Source organism: Psychrobacillus sp. PGGUH221, assembly GCF_042055255.1.
In the GTDB taxonomy this organism is placed as follows: domain Bacteria; phylum Bacillota; class Bacilli; order Bacillales_A; family Planococcaceae; genus Psychrobacillus.
The window spans coordinates 204670-226139 of the sequence record NZ_JAQMHQ010000011.1 but is presented as its reverse complement, the minus strand read 5'-3'; the positions used below and the strand labels follow the sequence as shown (position 1 = coordinate 226139).

The following is a 21470-nucleotide window of genomic DNA, read 5'->3' as shown; positions in this document are numbered from 1 at the left end:
AGCCGAAGAGTCTAGTGATGATGGCGAAGAGGTCACACCCGTTCCCATACCGAACACGGAAGTTAAGCTCTTCAGCGCCGATGGTAGTTGGGGGTCTCCCCCTGTGAGAGTAGGACGTCGCTGGGCAATTGAAAAGTCGTCACCGAGTAATCGGTGGCGACTTTTTTCTTTTGTACTAAAAAAAGTCGTAGGCAACAATTGTAGATAAACCAGCGAGAAAGTAGAGGAACAAATCAAGGAAGCAAGGGAGAGAGGCTCGCAGCGTATGATATGGAACGACCGCTGCTGACGAAGAAATCTGCCGTTCATCTGTTAAGCTCGCGCGCCGATGGTAGTTGGGGGTCTCCCTCTGTGAGAGTAGGACGTCGCTGGGCATCAAGAAGTCGTCACCGAGTAATCGGTGGCGACTTTTTTTATCTTTATTGAAAAACAAGAAAAGTTTTTACATATAAAGTACGACATTTCCCGGGAAATAATGACAACTACCGACTCAAATAAATAATCAGAAAATAAATTTTTACATACAATATCCGCTTAAATTCTCATTTTAAATCATTTTTTATGCTCAAAACAAAATTATCGTCATTTTTATACAATTTACATTTTAAATATATATGTTATGGTGCAACAAAGGGGAGATAACTGAATTGATTATTAAGAAACGTTCAATTGAACACAAATATATGGGGTTGAAGATGCTCTACCACCGTCTACCAAAAGAGCATGCGATGAAACCATTGATAAATTCCAGGATGTTATCCGCAAAAGCTGGAATTATTGGAGAAACAATAGTAGAGGAGATATTTGAAAAATACCAATTTCCTTATGAATGTCGAATATTACATGATGTGAGCCTATCTTCAAATGGTAAATTCCAAATGGATACTGTTTTTATTACTCCATATGGAATAGTTATTTTAGAATGTAAAAATATTATTGGGGAGTTGAGTTTTCAAAATGATCCCGCTTGTTTATTCAGAAGGTTGGAGAATGGACAGGAGGATACTTTTGAAAGTCCAGAAGTGCAGCTAAATCGAAATATATATTTACTTAGAGAATGGTTAAAAGAGCGAGGAATTAGTTTACCCGTAAGTGGAGTGATTGTATTTAGTACAACTAAATCGAAAATCATTAAATCTCCGAAGCATATTGATGTAATTTATGCTTCTAGTATTCCTGTTTATCTCCGACAGTTACAAACGCAAAAGGAATATTTGTTTGCTGATCAGATGGACTATTTAGTTAAAAATATTATGGAGTCTCATCAGTTTTATCTTCCTTACCCAATGTGCAGAAATTGGCGGATTGATCCTATTGAATTGATTACTGGGGTTCAGTGTGGGAAATGTGAGAGTTTTGGTATGGAGAGAATTAAAAGAACTTGGTTATGCACAAATTGCAATTTTAAAGATGCCCATGCACATATAAAGGCGATAATTGAGTGGTTTGTGCTGATTGGTGAAAAAATATCAAATAAAGAATGCTGTAAATTTTTGCATATTCATCAACATCAGACAGCGACTAGAATTATTCAAAGTATGGGACTAATAAGAATGGGAGAAGGAAAATCGACTAAATATAAAATGAATGAAAAAATGCTATATGGTCAGAAAAATATTTATGTGGACAGAAAAAATTTTATCCGGTCATAAATTCTTTTATCCGGACACATTTAATTCTATCCGGTCAGAAATATCATTATACGGTCACAAACAAGATAAGCCCCTCAAAAGAGGGGCTTATCATTTTAAATTTCACTCATTAGTGCGTGGGTATTGCCTTCATTGTCTTTAAAGAAGGCCATCCATGTTTCTACTTCTCCTATTTTAGCAACCATATGGGGTTCATCAATAAAAGTGGCTCCTGCTTCTTTCATGCGTGTTACTTCTTCATTTAAATCTTTTACCTGAAAGTATAATACGGAGCTTGGGTGATTGAACTCCTCTGTTTCGGGGCGACTTAACAGCAGTCTTGTTCCTTCGCACTCAAAAAATGCTAGTCCATTCGTTTCAAATAATAATGGTAGTCCAATTACATTCTTATAAAACGCAACTGCGCGTTCTACATTTTCTACATTTACGGCAATTTGTCCAAGTTTCATATTATTATAAACCCTCCATCTCTCCTTAATAAATTCTATATTACAGCCAAAAATCCTTTTACTATCGCAAAAAATATCAAAATCCCTCATAATAAGTCTATTAAAATAAGTGTATGAGGAGGTGCATGGGCAGTGGATATTATGCAAAAGACAATTTGTTGGTTAGAAACGAAACTGGAGGAACCAGTGAATAATGAAGAGATTGTTCAGTTAACGGGCTATTCGTTCTTTCACTTTCATCGTTTATTCCAAAGTAGAGTTGGCATGACGCTAAGTGAGTATGTACGTCATAGAAGGTTGACGAACGCTGCAAATAAGCTAATATATACAGATACTCGAATACTAGATATTGCGTTTAATTACCAGTTTGAATCACAAGAGTCATTTACACGAGCCTTTCGAAAAGAATATGGCTTACCCCCAGGAAAGTATCGAGTGCTCATGCGAACTTTATTAGAAGAAAAAGATCAAAAGGAGGAAGAGATGATGGAAGGTTGGTTTTTAAGTGGTGCCCATAATAATAAGTATGAGATGAGTAGGGATTTTGAGAATGTCCATAAAGGAAGTGCTTCGGGATATTTAAGATCTGTAGCATCGGCCGTTCAAGGGGAATTTGGTACTGTCATGCAGCAATTTCTTGCAAACGAATGGTGCGGGAAGCGGATGAAGTTATCTTGTTTTATTCAAACGAAAGACGTGGAAGGTTTTGCTGGGTTATGGATGCGTGTAGACGGTAAAGATGGAGACACTTTGCAATTTGATAATATGCAAAATCGTCCTATTACTGGGACATCTGCATGGAATCATTATTCTGTCGTATTAGATGTACCAAATAATGCACATTCCATTTATTTTGGGGTTATGCTTCAGGGTGTAGGAGAAGTGTGGATGGATGAATTTGCTTTTATACAGGTGGATGATAAAACTCCTTCTACTAACATTATGGTACCAGAAGAAATGCCTAGTGAACCAGTGAACTTGAACTTTGAAAAGGAATTTGAAAATTAATCGCAATTCATTTAACCACATTCTATAAAAGAATGTGGTATTTTTTTGTAATTTAGTATATACTACATTACAACACTAATGTACTAACTCATATGAAAGTAGGTTGCTATAAGTGAATCTTGACGCAGATAGTTCGAAGCCCATTTATATTCAAATAGCGGAATGGATTGAGAATGAAATAATCGCTGATCGATTCCAAAGCGATGAAAAAGTACATTCTCAATATCAATTAGCGGACCTTTTTAATATTAATCCTGCAACTGCAGCAAAAGGTTTAACAATTCTCGTGGAAGATGAGATTTTATATAAAAAAAGAGGTCTTGGTATGTTCGTAGCTACCGAGGCAAAAGAAACAATTCTAAATAAGAGACGGGGGGAAACGCTGACACGGATGGCGATGGAACTTGTTTTAGAAGCTAGGAGACTTTCAGTGTCAGAAGAAGAACTCATTCAATTAATAAAAAGATGTGAGGAGGAGCAAAAATGAAGGTTATAGAATGCCAACATATAAAAAAGAGTTACAGGAAGATACATGCGCTTGAAGATATATCATTTCACATAGAAGACCATAAAATTACTGGATTAATTGGTCGTAATGGTGCTGGTAAAACAACATTACTTAAAATACTAGCAGGATTTATAAAAGAAGACGCTGGGCAGGTAAGAGTATTTTCTAATAAACCTTTTAATAATTTATGTGTGTCCGCGAACAGTATCTTAATAGACGATCAAATGAGCTTTCCCGATTCATTTACGTTGGCAGATATTTTGAAAACTGCCCCAAGTTTCTACTCCAAATGGGATGCAGAACTAGCAGAACGATTATTTAACTATTTCAATTTGAATCCCAAACAGCAGCATTCAAAATTATCCACAGGAACACGAGGAACATTTAATATAATTTTTGGTTTAGCGACACGTTGTGAGTTAACGATGCTTGATGAGCCGACGAATGGAATGGATGAAGCTGTACGAACTGATTTTTATAGAGCCTTGCTGAAAGAATACATAGCACATCCTCGCACAATCTTAATTTCTAGTCATCACCTAGCGGAGATTGAACATTTACTTGAAGATATTCTTTTGATTCATAAAGGCAAGGTAGTTTTTCATAAGTCTCTCGATGAAGTGAAGGAGTATGCAATTGGAATTCAAGGTCATACCGAAGAAGTGAAAAAATGGACATCTCAAAAAGAGATTCTACATACGAAACAACTTAATGATCAGCTTCTATATACTGTGGTGAAGAAGGATGGACCAATGCATCTAGAAGGAGTTAGTACAAAATCTATTTCAGCAAGTGATGTTTGTATGTATGTAACTAGTGATTCGAAAGGAGGGATTGATGATGTTTTTAACTAATAGTACTCTAGGAAAAGTAGTTATGACACAGGTTAAGTTCAAGATGAACGCTTACATGGGGGCAATATTATCGCTTATTTTCGTGCAGATAGTAGGACTTTTATTTTCTACGAATGGTTCGAGTACATTTGGAACTAGTTTTAACAATATCCATATCCAAGTAATTACAATTTCAAATGATTTAGTATTGATCTTTGTAGCAATTTGGGCACTTTTTGTTGGAAATCTTATTACGACCAAAGCATATCGTTATGACGATTTTTCTTTTGTTACTACTCGCCTAAGCAGTAATATTGCCAATATCCTTGTCCTTCTAATTATTAGTGTATTTGCTGGAGTGTCCACTTTTTTATCTAACTATGTTTTACGTGTATATCTTTCTTTATTTAGCAGTACAGAGTATACGAAAAGTCCAGGTGTTTTCGATGAACCCTTTAGTTCGATCGGTACGATAATTGCCATTACATTATTGATTTTGAGTTTTGCGTCGGGCGGTTATTTAGCTGGAATGCTTATACAAAATAGTAGACTATTTTTGTTTATAATCCCCATTATTGTATTATCTATACTGACGACAGAGATTGGGCAAACACTTATTCAGATTCTCTTAATGAATGAATCAATATGGTTATTAATCGTTAATCTAATTTTTGTGTCAATAGTTTTCTTTGGAACTGCAATAGTCAGCTCTAATCGACTGGAGGTTAGACCATGACAGTAATTATGGCGTTCATACCCATATTATTAATTTTACTTTTTTCTTGGTTTATTCGTATTGGGATGAAGAATTTATCGAAGCGTATAATTTTAACTAAACGTCTGGCAAAAGGAATTATTCTAAGCTATATAAGTGTTCTTTTTTTAGCGGTTGTCGTGTACGAATTAATGCCAGCTAATGCGGAAGAAGTAATTTCAATAAACGAATTAAAAGAGCTAGAAAACGAAAATCAAGTATTCGAAGAAGCGTTTAGAAAGAATGAAGTAAGCAAGCTTCATAAGGATTTTCTAGTGGAAGAGTGGACGCACGAGATAGAGGCAGATACATTCCATATAGTATCCTCTAATCCAGATTATCTACCGGCAAAAGTATTTGTGGAATGGACTGACTCCAAGGAGAAACGAATAGAAGGTAAAATGTATCGTACAAATTTATTTATAAACGGAATGAATATGAAGGATAGAATTCCATTTTCAAAAGTTAAATGGGAAGGTGATCAATTAATAATAGAAATGCCTACCGAGCAAGAGTTTAAGTATTATCGTTTTTCAAACAATCTAGCAATTTTAACGAATAATGATGTCTTTCTAAGCAATGAAACAGTAATAGTTCATGGGGAAACATATTTATATTTGACAGTTCCAAAACATATGAACGTAGTAGATGAGATGGGCTTACAATTGTATTAGGAGGAGAATTAATGATTACACTTGCCAAATATGAAATAATACATCGTGCAGCATTAGAGGATTATCCGCTTTCGGAGGAGCAGTTAGGATTCACAGGACATCCCCTTGAACTATTGGAACGTAGCGAGAGCAATACCACATATACGCCAATTGTTATAAAAGAAGATGATAGTGTGGCAGGTTTTTTTGTTTTGGATACGGGTGATGATAAATTCAACTATACCGATCACCAAAAAAGCATTTTACTAAGAGGTTATTCGATCCATCCAGCATATCAAGGAAGAGGAATTGCTAAAACAACCATGATTCTACTAACGAAATATGTAAAAGAACACTTTCCGTTAGTAGAACAGGTTGTACTTGGTGTAAATGAAGCAAATAAAGCTGCGCAATCTGTCTATTTAAAATCTGGATTTATAGATGAAGGCACACGATTTACAGGAAGGTCTGGTGTACAAATTGCGATGTGCCTACGAGTATCGTAGATTACTCAATCAATCGATAGAGCACATCGTCATCTTCTCTTGGTGACCCTCTTCCATCTGTATTATTCGTAACAAAATAAAGGGATTCTCCGTCTGAGTAAACATCTCGAATACGACCAAAACCGGTGATAGAGCGTTCCACTTCTCCAGTGGAGACATCAATTACTTTTATCGCTTCTCCTCGAAGGGTAGCTACATATAATTTTTCCTTATGAAAACTGATACCTGAAGGAGCCCATGTCTCATTGGCACCGGAAGTGACGATAGGTGTAACATAACCATTTCTCCTTTCCGTGCCTTCTATAATGGGATAGCCATAATTTTTTCCTTGCTCGATTAAATTGACTTCATCATTAGCTGATTGTCCATGTTCGGCTTCATAAAGCTTTCCTTCTTTATCCCATGCCAATCCTTGTGGATTCCGATGACCTGTAGTATAAATCTCAAAAGTGCCATCTTCTTTCATTCGGACTATTTTTCCATTAAGGGAAGATGGGTCTTGGGCATTCTGGGGATTTCCAGCATCTCCAATAGTGATATAAAGAAGTCCATCTGGTCCGATTTCTAATCGACCTCCGTGATGGATGTTGCCAGTCGGGATACCGTCTAAATGAATAGCAGTCTCTCTCCAAATGTCGTTTTCTAATTTAATGGTTACTACTCGATTGAAGGATTCCCCATTTTCATCATAAGTATAATAAGCATAGGCTTCTTGTGAATCTATAAAATCGTTTTTTAATACAAAACCAAGTAAACCCGCTTCGGATGCGTCAGACAAATTATCTGAAAGCACCACTTCTTCATGCGTAACATTGCCATCACTTGTCACTTTTGCAATCGTACCTACACGTTCAGAAATATAAAAAGTGTTTTCATGCTGGTTAATCGCCCATGGAATATCTAAGTTTGTTGCCACTTTCTCCGCAATAATTTCTCCATCTGAACTAGGTTCATTTGTACAACCAAATAAAATGAGTGATAAGAGTATTAGTCTCTTCAATGGATATCCCTCCTTCTATTACTTCTTCCCTTTTCCTTATCTAATCTCCTTTAAATCTTGATAAGTTTTTCCTATGTAAATCCATAATAACTATTGAATTTACTTATCAAGAATAGAGGCGTAAGCTAACCATATGATAGAGGTTTGGAAAGAAGGATATACAATGGAATTTTTCATATTTTTTTTGATCGGAATTGCAGGTAATGTGGTCGGTACATTGGTCGGTGGAGGGGGACTGATAAGCTTACCGACGATGTTACTTATGGGATTACCAGTGCATTCGGCAATCGGTGCAAACAAGGTTTCCAATACAGTCAGTTCTCTCTCAAGCTTTCTTGTTATCTTTAAGGAAAAAGAAGTTTCTGTGAAAGAAGCACTGTCGGTCCTTGTGTTTTGTTTAGGGGGAGGTATTTTAGGTGGACTAATTGCGTCTCTATTAAGCGGAAGTACACTGACCATCATTGCCATCATTTTATTAAGCTTTGCGTTTGTAACTTCCTTCATGGGAAAAGGGAATTTTGATGGGACGGAACAATTTAATGTTAATAAGAGAACAGGACCTGCACTGCTCGGTATAGGCATGTACGATGGAATGTTTGGTCCAGGGAGCAGCACACTTGCTATGTACTTATATGCAAGCCAAAAAATTGCATATATACGAGCAATCGGCTTAGCTAGAATTGGAGTTTTTGCGAGTTGCTTTGGATCAGCCATTACGTATATCTCAACTGGTAAAATCATTTGGCCACTTACATTAGCATTAATGCTGGGAGCAATTGTAGGTGCTCAGGTTGGAGTAAGACTAGCTCGCAAATTAAAAACCGAGCATGTGAAACCACTTCTTAGACTAGTAACAGTTCTTTTAATCGTGCAAATTATGGTCGATTATTTTAAATAGTGGGGGAGAATAAATGAAATTGCGTTGTGCTATTCTAGATGATTATCAAAATGTTGCCCTTAAGATGGCAGACTGGTCCAATATTTTGGATGAAGTAGAGGTAAAATCTTTTCAAAATCATTTTGAAAAGGAAGAGGAGCTCATTTATGCATTAAATGACTTTGAAATAGTAGTAATCATGCGTGAGCGTACACCATTTACTGCATCTTTGTTTAAAAAGCTACCAAAACTAAAATTACTCATCACATCAGGTATGAGAAATGCTTCTATTGACCTTCCGGCTGCAACAAAACATGGAGTAGCGGTATGTGGAACAGCAAGCATGTCTGAGCCGCCAACCGAACTGACTTGGGCTCTTATCTTAAATCTTGCTCGCCAAATTACAAAAGAAAATAATGAATTTCGAAATGATGGACCTTGGCAGAGCACGGTCGGGTCCGATTTATATGGAAAACGTCTTGGGATTCTTGGACTTGGAAAAATAGGGAGTAAGATGGCAATGATTGCGCAAGCATTCGGTATGGAAGTTATAGCGTGGAGTCAAAACTTAAAGAAAGAACAAACAGACAATCTTGGTGTACAACTTGCAACTTCAAAAGAGGAGTTACTTGAAACGAGTGACTTTGTTTCCATTCATCTTGTACTAAGTGATCGAACAAGAGGTGTGATTGGTGAGAAAGAATTGAAGCTGATGAAACCATCAGCTTATCTTGTTAATACTTCTCGCGCAGCTATCGTTGACCAAGATGCACTCATCCATGCTTTACGAGAAAACTGGATCGCAGGAGCAGGGATAGATGTATTTGACACCGAGCCACTTCCAATAAGTCATCCATTCCGCGCTCTGCCAAATGTGGTTGCAACTCCTCATCTTGGTTATGTAAGCGAAAGAAATTACAGCACTTATTTTAAAGAAACAGTAGAAGATATCCAAGCATTCTTGGAAGGAAAAGTAATTCGGCAGTTGAATTAAATAAGAAAAAAGCTGTCCATGGAGTTTATTACTCCTATGGACAGCTTTTTCGATTTATTTTAATTCGGCCAACATCTCACCAAGTTCTTTTATACTAGCAGTTTCATCGGAAACGGTTGTTTTTAATAGTTCCTTTTGTCTTTCTAATGTTTCATTCAAAGTTGAGATCTCTGCAGACACATCCGCATCAGCTAGATCTCTTTTTTCTTTCAGCGATTTAATTGTATCGAATAAATCTTCATGGCCAACAATTCTGCCTTCACCCCACATAAGTTTTTCCTTTGGAGCTTCAAGCACATAGTCCGTGAAATAATCGAATACTTCTTTTTCAAAATCATATGCGTACCAGTTGTTATCGATTGCCCATAGGTACTCGTCCAGTGGGGTAGCGATATCACCTTGGTTTAACGCATCAATAGATAATGTTAAATTATCTATATTACTTTGTGCGTGTTCGTGAGGGAATATTAGAACGTCTTCCCATGTTAAACGTGTGAAATTATCTTCCGCATATTTAAATGCAGCAAGTAAGCCACTGTTCAACTCACGGCTTTCATCGTAAAGCTTTTTAGCTGTTTCAGAGTCACCTTCTGTTAACGCTGCTAGATAATCTTCATTAATCTTTGCTACCTTCGCATTTACTTCTTCTGTAATTGCTAGAGTACGATCAATTTCTGCAACAAGCTCGTCCGAAGAAACAGAAGCTTTTTCAAATGTTTCTGCATTGATTTTTTCTTTCAATGCTTGTAATCGATTTGTGAAGTCTAGTGGTACGACTGCAGTTTGATCATATTTCATAGTGAGTAAACCGTATAAATTTAAGTGGAATTTAAAAGCATCTTCATTATACGTTTCTTCATTGTCAAATTGAGAGTGATAATGCGAACGCATGAATTCACTATCTTGGAAATCATTACGCAGTGCGGGAACCCCAGCAATGCCAAAAGAGAAGTCATCAGACCAAGTACGTAGTGGGGAAACGACGGAAATACCATCTTTATATACACCATCTACAGCTGGGACTGTCTCCGCAAATCTCGTTAAATAGTTATCTAACTCATATACAGAGCGGATTTCATCTTGGGTAGTATGTTCATAAGCGGGAAGCTCAAAGTTCATATTAGCAAATGCTTTTCCAACCCATTCCGGGTGGATATTGAAGATTTGATTGTATGCGCCTGTTGACCAGTCATAACGAGAGTTGGAAACGCCCCATTCTTCTGCAGCAAGTGCATTGAAAATAATCGTTTTTTCTGGTTTGTAGCCGCTATCAACTAAACCTTTCGCAACACCCATCATTAAACCGATTGCGGCATTGTCATCCTGGAATCCAGTAAAATAAGAATCATAATGTGCAGATAGAATAATATAAGACTCAGGATCTTTTCCGATGATTTTACCGTAATAGTTATATGATTTCCCATCCATCTTCACGGTTGATTTTGCATCGAATTTAACTTTTATGGAACCATTCTCACTGGCTTCTAAAGCTTTCTTTAAACTATTACCGTCTGTTTGGGACATAGAAAATGCAGGTGCATCATCCGGGCCACAGATATCTTGGGCATTCAAAGCATCGGGGTCCGCTTCACCGTAGCCAGCTTCTTGTACTGCAATTACTGCAGCAGCCCCTTTTAAATGCGCTTGATAGGCAGGGTAATTGATCCACCATTCCTCACGCTGGTTGATGTCTATTAAAACGAGTTTACCTTCAATATCAAGTCCAGCAAGTTCTTCTGCAGTACCTTTACCTGCATAGACGATATCTAATTCCTTCACGCCGTTAGTATCAAAGTTAACTTGGTAACCACCTAAAACAGCTAAATGCTCCTTGCCGTTTTCGTCTGTGAATGTTAAATCTGCTTTCTCAAATTCCCAAGTATCTAAAGTGAATTCATCCTTGGTTACTTCGGTTAAGCCAATTTTTTTCATTTCTTCTCCAATTTTTTCACCAGTTTTTAACTCTGCCTCGGAGCCAGCAGTGCGATATCCTAGTTTTTCATTGGTCTTAAATTCTTCTAAGCTTTTCGTGAATTCATATGCATAATCCACATCTACTGCAGATAGATAATTTTCATTTTTACCTTCCAAAGTAACATCCTTTCCTTCTTGGACAGTCTCTTCTTTCTTGTCAGAAGATTCCTCTTTAGGTGTACATGCTACGAGCGACATACCAACTAACATCGCCAAAGTAAGGCAGCTAACAAACTTTTTCAATTGATCACATTCCTTTACTAAAAATTTAAAAAATTCTTTATAGTTAAGAATTCCCTTTATTGCCCAAGCTAAACTATGATAATCTTAAATTAGTATAAAATCAAGGGGGTAAATCAAATGCTAAAAAAATTAGCATCAGACGCATTAGGCTTATCGGATATTGGAATAGTTGTACCGAAAACAGAATTTGATAAAACAGAATCAGACGATTTTGTGATGCACGAATCAGGTGAGGTTATTTATTTCCTTATCAAAACAAAAGCGGATGAATATTGCTTCACAAATAAAGCGCTTATTCATGTAGATGGTCAAAACGCAATGAGTAAGAAAAGAATGCTAAGAAGATACGATTATGCCTATCACCCAATTACAGACGTAGCACTTGAAACAGCTGGAACAATTGATCTAGATGTAGAAATCAAATTCACGATCGGCAATGTCCCTTTATCAATTGATATTCATAAAAAATTCTCAACGGAAATAAAAGACTTATATAAAGTAATTCACACTATTTCTGTTGAAATGAAAGAAAACGCTAAGAAATATGATATTGCCCAAAATAGCTTAGGATACGCAGCACAATCCATCGGCAAAATTGAAAGTAGAGAAGTGACTCCTGCTGGTTCATTTGAAGAGATTACTCGCTTCGCAACAGAATGGTTACTTGATCAAAAGGATAAATACGTTAAAAAAGATTTTGCAGACGTTTTTGAACTATATATTAATGAATAAAACAAGAAGAGCCTCCGATGAATGTCGGGGGCTTTTGTTGTGACCGGATGAATAAACTTTGGTTACTTGTAATAAAAAACGTACTTAATCAACTATCCTTCTTCGATTTTTTTACCAGTTTTTAACTCTGCCTCGGAGCCAGCAGTGCGATATCCTAGTTTTTCATTGGTCTTAAATTCTTCTAAGCCTTTCGTGAATTCATATGCATAATCCACATCTACTGCAGATAGATAATTTTCATTTTTGATTGAGAACATAATTGTTAAGTTGTGAATCTTCAGATAAAATGGTATGATAATAAAGGGAAACCTTATTTAATTTATAAAATAAAAGGAAATCCTTCAAAAAGGAGAACATCGAATATGTATGACTATGAAATTAGAGTAAAGGAACACTTCAATACTCTTTCGAACAGTTTGAAGAAAGTAGCTGAACTATTAAAAGAGCATCCCTTCGTTTTTGCATCTAACTCTGCTGAAAAGATTGGAAAAATAATAGGAGTAAGTGAAACGAGTGTAATAAGACTGGCATATTCTTTAGGTTATAAAAGCTTTTTAGAATTACAAAAGGAGGTTAGATCTTCAGTATTTGAACTGAAATCTACCATATTGGATTATGAAACAGATATGATAGATACACCTGAGGAGTCTACAATTTTTGAACAAGTAATGCTTAGGGATCAAGTAAATATTAAAAGAACCACTCAATCTATTCAAAAATCTGATTTTGATGAAGCTATTAATAAAATCTATAACGCAAAACAAATAGTGGTAGTTGGAAATGGGGCGTCTTATGGTTTAGCTCACTGGTTTTGCTTCACCTTAAATACAATAAGAGGTAATAGTAAATTAATTAACTTAAATATGGATGATTACTTTTCTTTACAGAAACTAGATGAAGAGTGTGTATTAATTGCGTTTTCATTTAGTAGATACATGGTCCAAACATTACATGTGGCGGAAGAGTTAAAAAGGAAAAATGTATTTGTAATTGGCATCACTGATTCTGAAATTTCCCCAATCTCAGAGCATACAAGTTTACTGTTCTCAACTAAACTTGCCTATATGTCCACATTAGATTCTGCTCCGGTTGTAACATCTTTTTTAAATGCACTCTTAGCAGGGGTAATCTTAAAGGATTCTGATAAATATAAAAAGCAAAGGGCCTCTTATGAACAAACATATAGTAAATTGTTTTTTAATTAATAAAAGGAGGATTTACATTGATTAGCACTATTGAGGTAGAGAATGATCTGAAAGAAATTTTCGCACATTTACATGAACATCCGGAAACTAGTTGGAATGAAGTTCAGACTACAAAGTATATTAAAGATTTACTTGAAAGGGAAGGTTGTCGAGTCACTAGCTTTAGTGATTGTACTGGACTATTTGCAGATATAGGGACAGGGAAGCCAGTAGTTGCAATTAGAGCAGATATGGACGCACTTTGGCAAGAAGTAGATGGTGTCTTTAGAGCAAATCATTCGTGTGGACATGATGCTCACATGACAATGGTAATTGGAGCAATTCGACTTCTTTTGGCATCTAAGTTCACCGGAACAGTGCGATTTATATTTCAGCCAGCAGAAGAAAAAGGAAACGGTGCATTGAAAATGGTAGAAAAGGGAGCAATACATGATGTAGATTATCTATTTGGTATTCATTTGAGACCTATTCAAGAGCTAAACACAGGATTTGCTACCCCTATAATTGTACATGGAGCTGGTTGTTTTATGCATGCAACTATTTCTGGAGATGACAGTCATGGTGCGAGACCTCATCTAACATCGAATGCGGTTGATATCATCACTTCTGTTAATCATTTATTTAAATTTATAAATGTGGATCCGCAAGTTCCCTCATCTATCAAAATAACATCTATACAAGCCGGAGGGGATAATAAAAATATTATACCTGGAAATGGAAGTTTTAGTGTTGATATGAGAGCACAAAATAATGAAACAATGAGTCTTTTGAAAGAAAAAGCACTCAAGATAATTGAAGACGTTCAACATTTATATAATACGAAAATTGATTATTATTTTGAGTCAGAATTACCTGCGGCTATAGTAAATGATGAAGCACAAGAAATAATGAGAAAAGCGATTATTAAGGTAATAGGAATAGAAAAATGCACTAAACCACTTATAACTTCTGGTGGGGATGATTTTCATTTTTATACAATTAAGAAACCAGAATTGAAAGCGACCATGATAGGACTAGGCTGTGATTTATCCCCAGGATTGCATCACCCTAAAATGTCATTTAACCATGATATGCTATTTACAGGTTCAGAGATTTTAAAGGAAGCAGTACTTATAACTTTAGAAAATAACTAAAAGGATCCTCTCATAATCGATTTAATCGGTTAAAAGAGGATTTTTTCTATAAAAAAAACCCGCCTAATAAATTAGGTAGGTTTTGTGTTATTAGTTAGACAGACTTAGTGATTCATCGGTAAACTCAATTTTTTCTATTGTATAATCATCTAAAGTATTTCTATCAATATCATAGCCTATACCTGGGGTAGTAGGTATTTTAATATGTCCTTTTTCATCCATAGTAACCTCAGGTTTAATGATGTCTTTCACCCAATAACGGGCAGAAGGGGCTGTATCTCCTGGGATGCTGAAATTCGCTAGTGAAGTAATAGCTATATTATGAGCTCTTCCTATACCAGATTCTAACATGCCTCCGCACCATACAGGTATATTATTTTCTTGGCAAAGGTCATGAATTTTAATGGCTTCTGAAATACCGCCAACACGACCTATTTTAATATTAATAATTTTACAGCTTCCAAGTTCAATTGCTTTTCGGGCATCTTCTACAGAATGTATACTTTCGTCTAAACATATTGGGGTTTGAATAGCTTTTTGTAAAATAGCATGATCGATAATATCATCATGCGCCAATGGCTGTTCAATCATCATTAAGTTCAAACTATCTATTTCCTTAAATAACTCAATATGATCTAAAGTGTAAGCAGAGTTAGCATCAGCCATAACGGGTATATCTCCAAACTTTTCACGAACACTACGGAGATATTCTATATCTTTTCCAGGCATAATTTTGATTTTAATCTTTTTAAATCCTTGTCGTAATGATTCTTCTACTCTATCTAATAAATCTTCTTTCGTTTCTTGAATTCCGATACTTACTCCAACGGCGATTTCTGACTTTTTTCCACCGACAACTTCTGCAAGAGGTTTGTCCTGTGTTTTTGCATAAAGGTCCCAAAGAGCACCTTCAATTGCAGATTTCGCCATATTGTTTCTGCGAATACGACTAAACAATTTATTTGCTTCATCAGGATGTTGAATATTTTTTCCAAGTATAAGTGGTAATAGAAATTCTTTTGTAATTGCAATAGCAGTGGAAACTGTTTCTTCACTGTAATACGGATTAGAACTAACAACACATTCGCCATATCCAATATGATTTCCACTGTATATCTCAGTAATTAGAAATAATCGCTCCTGTTGTGTACCGAAACTCGTTTGAAAAGGAAATTTTAAATCCATCTTCATTTTTCGAATTACCACTTTTTCAATTAACATTTAATTACCTCCAAGTATATTAGTAAAGATGGCAAGCTACTTTATGTCCGTTGTCTATCGTTTTTAATACTGGTTCTGCTTGTTTACATATATCCGTAGCAAACGGACATCTGGTATGAAATACGCAACCTTTTGGTGGATTTACAGGTGATGGAAGTTCACCGATAAGTTTAATTTTTTCACGTTTTACAAATGGATTGGCTACCGGAATTGCTGAGAGTAAAGCTTTTGTATAGGGATGTAATGGATTTGCATACAACTCATCAGTAGGAGATTCTTCTACTAATTTTCCGAGATACATTACACCAATACGATCTGAAATATGTCGCACAACACCAAGATCATGTGAAATAAATAAATAGGTTAAGTTAAAATCTTCTTGGATATCTTCTAATAGGTTTAGTACCTGTGATTGAATAGATACATCTAGTGCTGATACAGGTTCATCACATATAATGACACTAGGATTGATAATTAGAGCCCTTGCTAATCCGATTCGTTGTCGTTGGCCACCAGAGAATTCATGAGGAAAGCGATAATAGTGTTCTCTTTGAAAACCAACTTTGTTTAAGATATTCATAACTTTTTCTGTTCGTTCTTTTTTGTTTCCCAATTTATGAATTTTAAGTGTCTCTTCAAGTATTGCCCCAATGCGTTTCCTAGGATTAAGGGATGAATAAGGATCTTGAAAAACCATTTGTAATTCTCGTCGAATATTTCTTAAATTGTTTCCTTTTAATTTGTTGATATCTTTTCCTTGATATATTACTTCACCTTCTGTAGGCTCAAGTAATCTTAAAATTGTACGACCAGTTGTACTTTTTCCACAACCGGATTCACCAACCAATCCATATGTTTCTCCTCGAAATAGACAGAAAGAAACATCATTTACAGCTTGTACTTGTGAAATTTTATTATTTAAAGATCCAATAATAGGAAAGCATTTTTTTAGATTTTTAACTTCTAAAATGACATCTTTAGGTGCTTCTGTTTTAGAAGGAGACTGCGGTACTACTTGACTTATTTCTGAAACCATTCATCACACCACCTTTTTCTTGAATCTCTTTGAAATGCCAACAGCGTACCTTGCGGTCATTATCATAAGACTCTAATTGAGGCATCTTTTCTCTACATAGGTTGGTTGCAAATTCACAACGAGGTGCAAAACGACATCCCGGTGGAATTTGGGTTAAAGTCGGTACCTTTCCTTCTATGACATAAAGTTTTTCATCACGAGGACCTTCGATATGCGGAATAGATTTTAAAAGCCCTTGGGTATAAGGATGAAGAGGGGATGTGAAAATAAACTCCACAGAAGCTTCTTCAATTACTTGACCCAAGTACATAACAACAACTTTTGTACAAACTTCCGCAACCACACCTAAATCATGTGTAATCATTATGGTACCCATATTAAATTCGTCTTTTAGATCATTAATTAAATCTAAAATTTGTGACTGGGTTGTTACATCAAGCGCGGTAGTTGGTTCATCAGCAATTAACAATTTTGGTCTACATGACAGTGCCATTGCAATCATGACACGCTGTCTCATCCCTCCAGAAAGCTCATGAGGATATTCATTCACTCGTTTTTCAGGAAGTGGTATGCCTGTTAATCTAAGCATTTCAATTGCTTTTTCTTCCGCTTCTTTCTTCGATAAGTTTTGATGGAGCAATAATGCTTCAACTATCTGATTGCCTACTGTATAAACTGGATTTAAGGAACTCATTGGATCTTGGAAAATCATCGATATCTCATTTCCACGTAGTTTCTGTAAATCTCTATAACTAAAATTTAAAATATCTTTATTCACAAATAGAATATTACCTTCATAACTAGTATTCTTTTCATCAAGGAGGCGAAGTATAGACTCTGCAGTTACACTTTTACCACAACCGGATTCACCTACAACGCCTACAGTTTCACCTTGTTTGACAGAAAACGATACATCATCAACAGCTGTGACAGTTCCATTCTCCGTATTAAAATGAATCTTTAAATTTCTTACTTCTAACAGTATGTCTGACATCGAATCACCACGCAGTTTCTTATTTTTTTGCCTTATTATTATGTGGGTCTAATAAATCTCTAAGTCCATCTCCAAAAAGATTTAGCCCAAAGACTGTAAGCATAATAGCGATACCAGGGAAAAGTGTCATCCACCAAGCGTTAAATATTACAGTTTTTCCGTCAAATAACAGGTTTCCCCAACTAGGATCAGGAGAAGGAATACCAGCACCTAAAAAACTTAATGCTGCTTCAATGATTATCGAGTCAGCAAATATAAAAGTGGCTTGCACAATAAGTGGTGATAAAACGTTGGGAGCAATATTTAACCAAATTATTCTTGATGAACTTGCTCCTTGTGCTCTTAATGCCTCCACGTAGGTTTGCTCCTTTACAACTAATGCAGCAGAGCGTACAGTTCTTGCTACGGAAGGAGTAAAAACAATGGTTAGAGCAATTATGACGTTTTCTAATCTAGGTCCAAGGGAAGCCATTATTGCGATTGCTAAAAGAATTGCTGGGAAGGCCATCAGACCATCTGAAATTCTCATCAATATACCGTCTAATCTCTTGAAATAAGCAGAATACAGACCAATAATCATTCCTAGGATAGAGGTAATAATGGCTACCGCAAAGCCAATTATTAAGGAGACTCTTGCACCGTGAACAACCCTGCTAAATAGGTCTCTACCGTAGTTGTCAGTTCCCAAAAAATGTTCTCCACTTGGTGCTTTAAGCCTTTTCATAGCATCTAACTCATATGGAGTAAAAGAAGTAAAGAAAGGAGCTATAATCGCTAGCAAAATAATTACGATCATTATGATTGAACCAGATAGTGCAAGTTTATTTGAAAGAAATCGTTTTATCAAAAGGTCTCTATGTTTCTTTTTCATCTCACTTTTCAAAGCATTTAGTTGTTCATTAGTAATTACATTTTGCACTTCATGTCAACTCCTTTCTATTTTCTACCCAATCGAACACGTGGGTCGATAATGCCGTATAGTAAGTCGATGACTAAGTTAATCAGTACATAACTCACAGCTATTAACATAACGGAGCCTTGTATAACAGCGAAGTCCCGTCGCTCTACGGAGTTGATGATTAGTTGTCCAATACCTGGAATGTTAAAGACTGTTTCAACAACAGCGGCACCTGCAACAAGTGTTCCAAAAGTTTGTCCGATAATTGTAAGAATAGGGATAAAAGCATTTCTCAAAGTATGTTTAATTACAATTAGAGTCTCTTTTACTCCTTTTGAGCGTGCAGTTTTAATATAGTTTGCATTTAATACATCTAGCATCGAAGATCGAGTCATTCTAGCTATTAGGGCAGCTTGCATTGCGCCAAGTGCTATTGCTGGAAGAATTAAATATTTCACATGGTCAAATAGTCCTTCACTAATTGGCTTATATCCTGCTACAGGAAGCCATTTAAGTTCAACACCAACCAACAAAATTAAGAATAAGCCAAGTAGAAAACTTGGGACGGAAATACCCAGTAAGGAAATTCCCATAAAGCTTTGATCCAAAAATGATCCTCTAAACTTTGCAGCAAGAATACCAAGAGGAATTGCAACTACGATTGCAAGAAATTGTGCCAGTATTGCTAAGGATAGAGTAGGTCCCAAATGTTCAAAAAAAGCTTGTGAAACTGGTTGTTTCATAAAAATGGAAGTACCTAGATCACCTCGTAGTATATTACGAAACCAAGAGACAAACTGTTCAATTGGTGGCCGGTTTAATCCGAGCTCTTCTCTGAGCTCGGCAACCTCTTCAGGGGATGCTTCCGGTCCTAAAATTACAGCAGCTGGATCACCAGGAGTTATATGCATTAATAGGAACACAACCACGGCTACTACTAGTAGAACAGGTATTAAAGATAATAAACGTTTTAAAATATAGCCTTTCAAGTGATCATCTCCTCGATGATTTAGTTCATTCATATACTTTACAAGTTACTTCTTATCTACATTCCAAAGAATGATTCCTTGAAGGAAATCCATACCTTTTACATCAGAACGTAGGGTTGTGATGGTTGTTTTGTTACCGAATTTAATCATTGGTAAATATTCGTAAAATTGTTCTTGTAAAGCATCAAAATGTTGTTTTGCTTCTTCTTGAGAACTTGCAGTATTAATTTTATTTAATAAATCATCAATAATTGGATCGTTTGTCCAACCTGGCCATTCATTAGAAGAAGCTAAGAAGACGTACTTAGTTGGAATAGGCTCTGTAGGGAAACCTGTAACAAAAATGTCATATGCATTTTCATCTGCTCTTTTTTGCAATACAGTTGCCCAATCATAAATATCTAGTTTTACTTTCATTCCTATACTTTCAAGTTGCTGCTGAACTACTACTGCAGCATTATAATGATCTTCGTAGTCACGAGTTGAAAGAATTACGATTTCATCCCCATTATATCCAGCTTCTTTTAGCAATTCTTTTGCTTTTTCAGGGTCATTTTGATTGTATTTCTCTTTCCCAGCTTCGCTATACCACTCTTTTTGATCTTTAATCATTAAGCCGTGCTCTAATTCATAAAATTCTGGACTTGTAAAGGCGGCTGTTAAGATTGCTTCTTCGTTTAAGGCTGCATTAACAGCCTGCCGTGCAACAACATTTTCAAAGAAACCAGATTTCTTATTAAATACAACACCATTAAAGCCATTGTGATCTACTGAATTTTTCACATCACTATTGGTAGCAAGTTGCTCGGCATTATCAAAAGAAATTGCATTTGCAATGTCATATTCACCTGATTGGATACCTGCTAATCGTGTAGATGCGTCCGTAACAAATTGGAAGTAAATATCATCAATGAATGCTTCTTTTTTGCCTGCTAAACCACTTGCAGGTTGATCAACAGATTGATATTCTTCAAATTTTGTTAGATGAACATATTGATCGGCTTTCCATTCAATTAACTTATATGGACCAGTACCGATGAATTCTGTTAAACCTTCTGCAGTTGCAGATTCTATAGTGGATTTAGGGGCTATAACTGCTGCTTGTCCCGGATCAGCTAACATATGCAAAGCAGTAAATTGTGCTTCAGGCATTTCAAGTGTTACTGTTTCTTCATCTACCTTTGAAAAAGTAGAATCTATAAAGGAAGTTTTTCCTAAAGAGGTTGTTTCTACCCAACGTGTCATGGAAGCTACAACATCATCAGCTGTCATCACATCCCCATTATGAAACTTAATATCCTTCCGTAACTTGAAAGTAATTGTTTTTCCATCTTCACTTTGCTCATACGATTCTGCAAGTAGTGGTGTTATTTCAAAATTTTCATTTAGGGTTAACAATGTCTCATATACATTTCTCATTACATCTCTAGTAGCCACCGCTGTTGTGATAAGTGGATCAAGAGTAGGAGGTTGGGCATTATAAGCTACTTGTAATTCTTTCTTTGCATCAGAACTATTTTCCTCAGAGTCTCCCTCAGAAGAACATGCTGCTAAAGCTAAAACTAGTACTAGCATCAAAGCAACAAAACTAAATTTGTTTTTTTTCATAACTTTCCCCCATTTTGTATTATTAAAAAGTTTACACTTCAAAACTAATCTTTTTTGAAGGAAACACTTTAAATTAATTTAACACTCTATTCTAATAATTTCAATAGGTTTAAAAATTAAAAAAATTTAACGAAATAATACATATAATTGTAAAGCAGAAGGGTCAAGATAAGAGGATTTCACCTAGAGTTGTAGAATATCCA

22 protein-coding genes and 1 rRNA gene are annotated in these 21470 nt (G+C 35.9%); 13 read left to right on the top strand and 10 right to left on the bottom strand.

Annotated elements, in window-relative coordinates:
* Positions 1 to 10 precede the first annotated feature (10 nt).
* Both rrf and PGC35_RS19050 read left to right on the top strand, forming a co-directional pair.
* Positions 11 to 126: ribosomal RNA gene (rrf, locus tag PGC35_RS19055) — 5S ribosomal RNA — on the top strand.
* Positions 127 to 647: 521 nt separating this feature from the next.
* On the top strand, positions 648 to 1652 hold the full coding sequence (locus PGC35_RS19050; protein WP_375220252.1) for a nuclease-related domain-containing protein: 1005 nt from the start codon (positions 648 to 650) through the stop codon (positions 1650 to 1652).
* A gap of 95 nt (positions 1653 to 1747) precedes the next feature.
* On the opposite strand, the gene PGC35_RS19045 is transcribed toward PGC35_RS19050, so the two are convergent.
* Positions 1748 to 2101, bottom strand: coding sequence for a VOC family protein (locus PGC35_RS19045; protein WP_375220251.1), 354 nt, complete (start codon positions 2099 to 2101; stop codon positions 1748 to 1750).
* A 141-nt stretch (positions 2102 to 2242) separates the two neighbouring features.
* Between PGC35_RS19045 and PGC35_RS19040 the strand changes: the two genes are divergently transcribed.
* From PGC35_RS19040 to PGC35_RS19015, 6 genes are all read left to right on the top strand, one after another.
* Positions 2243 to 3109: a helix-turn-helix transcriptional regulator gene (locus PGC35_RS19040; protein WP_375220265.1), complete on the top strand. Its 867-nt coding sequence runs from the start codon at positions 2243 to 2245 to the stop codon at positions 3107 to 3109.
* A 112-nt stretch (positions 3110 to 3221) separates the two neighbouring features.
* Positions 3222 to 3596, top strand: coding sequence for a GntR family transcriptional regulator (locus tag PGC35_RS19035; RefSeq protein ID WP_275783792.1), 375 nt, complete (start codon positions 3222 to 3224; stop codon positions 3594 to 3596).
* Positions 3593 to 4471 (top strand): ABC transporter ATP-binding protein, encoded by an 879-nt coding sequence (locus tag PGC35_RS19030; protein WP_375220250.1) that lies wholly within the window; start codon positions 3593 to 3595, stop codon positions 4469 to 4471. Before PGC35_RS19035 ends, PGC35_RS19030 begins: the two co-directional genes overlap by 4 nt.
* Positions 4458 to 5186: a hypothetical protein gene (locus tag PGC35_RS19025; RefSeq protein WP_375220249.1), complete on the top strand. Its 729-nt coding sequence runs from the start codon at positions 4458 to 4460 to the stop codon at positions 5184 to 5186. The genes PGC35_RS19030 and PGC35_RS19025 overlap by 14 nt, the downstream gene beginning before the upstream one ends.
* Positions 5183 to 5878 carry a hypothetical protein gene (locus PGC35_RS19020; RefSeq protein WP_375220248.1) on the top strand — a complete coding sequence of 232 codons (696 nt, stop codon included), beginning with the start codon at positions 5183 to 5185 and terminating at the stop codon, positions 5876 to 5878. Before PGC35_RS19025 ends, PGC35_RS19020 begins: the two co-directional genes overlap by 4 nt.
* 11 nt (positions 5879 to 5889) lie before the next feature.
* Positions 5890 to 6363 carry a GNAT family N-acetyltransferase gene (locus PGC35_RS19015; RefSeq protein ID WP_375220247.1) on the top strand — a complete coding sequence of 158 codons (474 nt, stop codon included), beginning with the start codon at positions 5890 to 5892 and terminating at the stop codon, positions 6361 to 6363.
* Position 6364: 1 nt separating this feature from the next.
* Here PGC35_RS19015 and PGC35_RS19010 read toward each other — a convergent pair whose 3' ends face one another.
* Positions 6365 to 7363, bottom strand: a complete 999-nt coding sequence (locus PGC35_RS19010; RefSeq protein WP_375220246.1) for a PQQ-dependent sugar dehydrogenase — start codon at positions 7361 to 7363, stop codon at positions 6365 to 6367.
* Positions 7364 to 7526: 163 nt separating this feature from the next.
* Here PGC35_RS19010 and PGC35_RS19005 point away from each other — a divergent pair, with 163 nt between their 5' ends.
* Positions 7527 to 8261 (top strand): sulfite exporter TauE/SafE family protein, encoded by a 735-nt coding sequence (locus tag PGC35_RS19005; protein WP_056830345.1) that lies wholly within the window; start codon positions 7527 to 7529, stop codon positions 8259 to 8261.
* A gap of 13 nt (positions 8262 to 8274) precedes the next feature.
* Positions 8275 to 9234: a D-2-hydroxyacid dehydrogenase family protein gene (locus PGC35_RS19000; RefSeq protein ID WP_056830346.1), complete on the top strand. Its 960-nt coding sequence runs from the start codon at positions 8275 to 8277 to the stop codon at positions 9232 to 9234.
* Positions 9235 to 9288: 54 nt separating this feature from the next.
* Here the strand turns inward: PGC35_RS19000 and PGC35_RS18995 are convergent, their stop codons facing one another.
* On the bottom strand, positions 9289 to 11451 hold the full coding sequence (locus tag PGC35_RS18995; RefSeq protein WP_375220245.1) for a M28 family peptidase: 2163 nt from the start codon (positions 11449 to 11451) through the stop codon (positions 9289 to 9291).
* 117 nt (positions 11452 to 11568) lie between these two features.
* Between PGC35_RS18995 and PGC35_RS18990 the strand changes: the two genes are divergently transcribed.
* Positions 11569 to 12183, top strand: coding sequence for a PH domain-containing protein (locus tag PGC35_RS18990; protein ID WP_053591698.1), 615 nt, complete (start codon positions 11569 to 11571; stop codon positions 12181 to 12183).
* 92 nt (positions 12184 to 12275) lie between these two features.
* Here the strand turns inward: PGC35_RS18990 and PGC35_RS18985 are convergent, their stop codons facing one another.
* On the bottom strand, positions 12276 to 12440 hold the full coding sequence (locus PGC35_RS18985; RefSeq protein WP_375220244.1) for a hypothetical protein: 165 nt from the start codon (positions 12438 to 12440) through the stop codon (positions 12276 to 12278).
* Positions 12441 to 12545: 105 nt separating this feature from the next.
* Between PGC35_RS18985 and PGC35_RS18980 the strand changes: the two genes are divergently transcribed.
* Positions 12546 to 13388, top strand: a complete 843-nt coding sequence (locus tag PGC35_RS18980) for a MurR/RpiR family transcriptional regulator (RefSeq protein ID WP_275783821.1) — start codon at positions 12546 to 12548, stop codon at positions 13386 to 13388.
* A gap of 20 nt (positions 13389 to 13408) precedes the next feature.
* Complete coding sequence (locus PGC35_RS18975; RefSeq protein WP_275784222.1) at positions 13409 to 14521, top strand: M20 peptidase aminoacylase family protein; 1113 nt, start codon at positions 13409 to 13411, stop codon at positions 14519 to 14521.
* A gap of 90 nt (positions 14522 to 14611) precedes the next feature.
* On the opposite strand, the gene menC is transcribed toward PGC35_RS18975, so the two are convergent.
* From menC to PGC35_RS18945, 6 genes are all read right to left on the bottom strand, one after another.
* Positions 14612 to 15742, bottom strand: coding sequence for an o-succinylbenzoate synthase (gene menC / locus PGC35_RS18970; protein ID WP_375220243.1), 1131 nt, complete (start codon positions 15740 to 15742; stop codon positions 14612 to 14614).
* A gap of 19 nt (positions 15743 to 15761) precedes the next feature.
* Complete coding sequence (locus PGC35_RS18965; protein ID WP_375220242.1) at positions 15762 to 16778, bottom strand: ABC transporter ATP-binding protein; 1017 nt, start codon at positions 16776 to 16778, stop codon at positions 15762 to 15764.
* Entirely contained in the window at positions 16735 to 17772 is a 1038-nt protein-coding gene (locus PGC35_RS18960) for an ABC transporter ATP-binding protein (protein WP_275783830.1), read from the bottom strand. The genes PGC35_RS18965 and PGC35_RS18960 overlap by 44 nt, the downstream gene beginning before the upstream one ends.
* A 19-nt stretch (positions 17773 to 17791) precedes the next feature.
* On the bottom strand, positions 17792 to 18643 hold the full coding sequence (locus PGC35_RS18955) for an ABC transporter permease (protein ID WP_053592295.1): 852 nt from the start codon (positions 18641 to 18643) through the stop codon (positions 17792 to 17794).
* Positions 18644 to 18708: 65 nt separating this feature from the next.
* Entirely contained in the window at positions 18709 to 19659 is a 951-nt protein-coding gene (locus PGC35_RS18950; RefSeq protein ID WP_375220241.1) for an ABC transporter permease, read from the bottom strand.
* 45 nt (positions 19660 to 19704) lie between these two features.
* On the bottom strand, positions 19705 to 21267 hold the full coding sequence (locus tag PGC35_RS18945) for an ABC transporter substrate-binding protein (RefSeq protein WP_375220240.1): 1563 nt from the start codon (positions 21265 to 21267) through the stop codon (positions 19705 to 19707).
* Positions 21268 to 21470 lie beyond the last annotated feature (203 nt).

Coding starts and splice junctions, on each gene's coding strand:
- PGC35_RS18985 (WP_375220244.1), bottom strand. CDS start 12,440: ATGTTCTCAATCAAAAATGAAAATTATCTATCTGCAGTAGATGTGGAT.
- PGC35_RS18980 (WP_275783821.1), top strand. CDS start 12,546: ATGTATGACTATGAAATTAGAGTAAAGGAACACTTCAATACTCTTTCG.
- PGC35_RS19030 (WP_375220250.1), top strand. CDS start 3,593: ATGAAGGTTATAGAATGCCAACATATAAAAAAGAGTTACAGGAAGATA.
- PGC35_RS18990 (WP_053591698.1), top strand. CDS start 11,569: ATGCTAAAAAAATTAGCATCAGACGCATTAGGCTTATCGGATATTGGA.
- PGC35_RS18945 (WP_375220240.1), bottom strand. CDS start 21,267: ATGAAAAAAAACAAATTTAGTTTTGTTGCTTTGATGCTAGTACTAGTT.
- PGC35_RS19015 (WP_375220247.1), top strand. CDS start 5,890: ATGATTACACTTGCCAAATATGAAATAATACATCGTGCAGCATTAGAG.
- PGC35_RS19000 (WP_056830346.1), top strand. CDS start 8,275: ATGAAATTGCGTTGTGCTATTCTAGATGATTATCAAAATGTTGCCCTT.
- PGC35_RS18965 (WP_375220242.1), bottom strand. CDS start 16,778: ATGGTTTCAGAAATAAGTCAAGTAGTACCGCAGTCTCCTTCTAAAACA.
- PGC35_RS19045 (WP_375220251.1), bottom strand. CDS start 2,101: ATGAAACTTGGACAAATTGCCGTAAATGTAGAAAATGTAGAACGCGCA.
- PGC35_RS18955 (WP_053592295.1), bottom strand. CDS start 18,643: ATGAAAAAGAAACATAGAGACCTTTTGATAAAACGATTTCTTTCAAAT.
- menC (WP_375220243.1), bottom strand. CDS start 15,742: ATGTTAATTGAAAAAGTGGTAATTCGAAAAATGAAGATGGATTTAAAA.
- PGC35_RS19040 (WP_375220265.1), top strand. CDS start 2,243: ATGCAAAAGACAATTTGTTGGTTAGAAACGAAACTGGAGGAACCAGTG.
- PGC35_RS18960 (WP_275783830.1), bottom strand. CDS start 17,772: ATGTCAGACATACTGTTAGAAGTAAGAAATTTAAAGATTCATTTTAAT.
- PGC35_RS19025 (WP_375220249.1), top strand. CDS start 4,458: ATGTTTTTAACTAATAGTACTCTAGGAAAAGTAGTTATGACACAGGTT.
- PGC35_RS19005 (WP_056830345.1), top strand. CDS start 7,527: ATGGAATTTTTCATATTTTTTTTGATCGGAATTGCAGGTAATGTGGTC.
- PGC35_RS19020 (WP_375220248.1), top strand. CDS start 5,183: ATGACAGTAATTATGGCGTTCATACCCATATTATTAATTTTACTTTTT.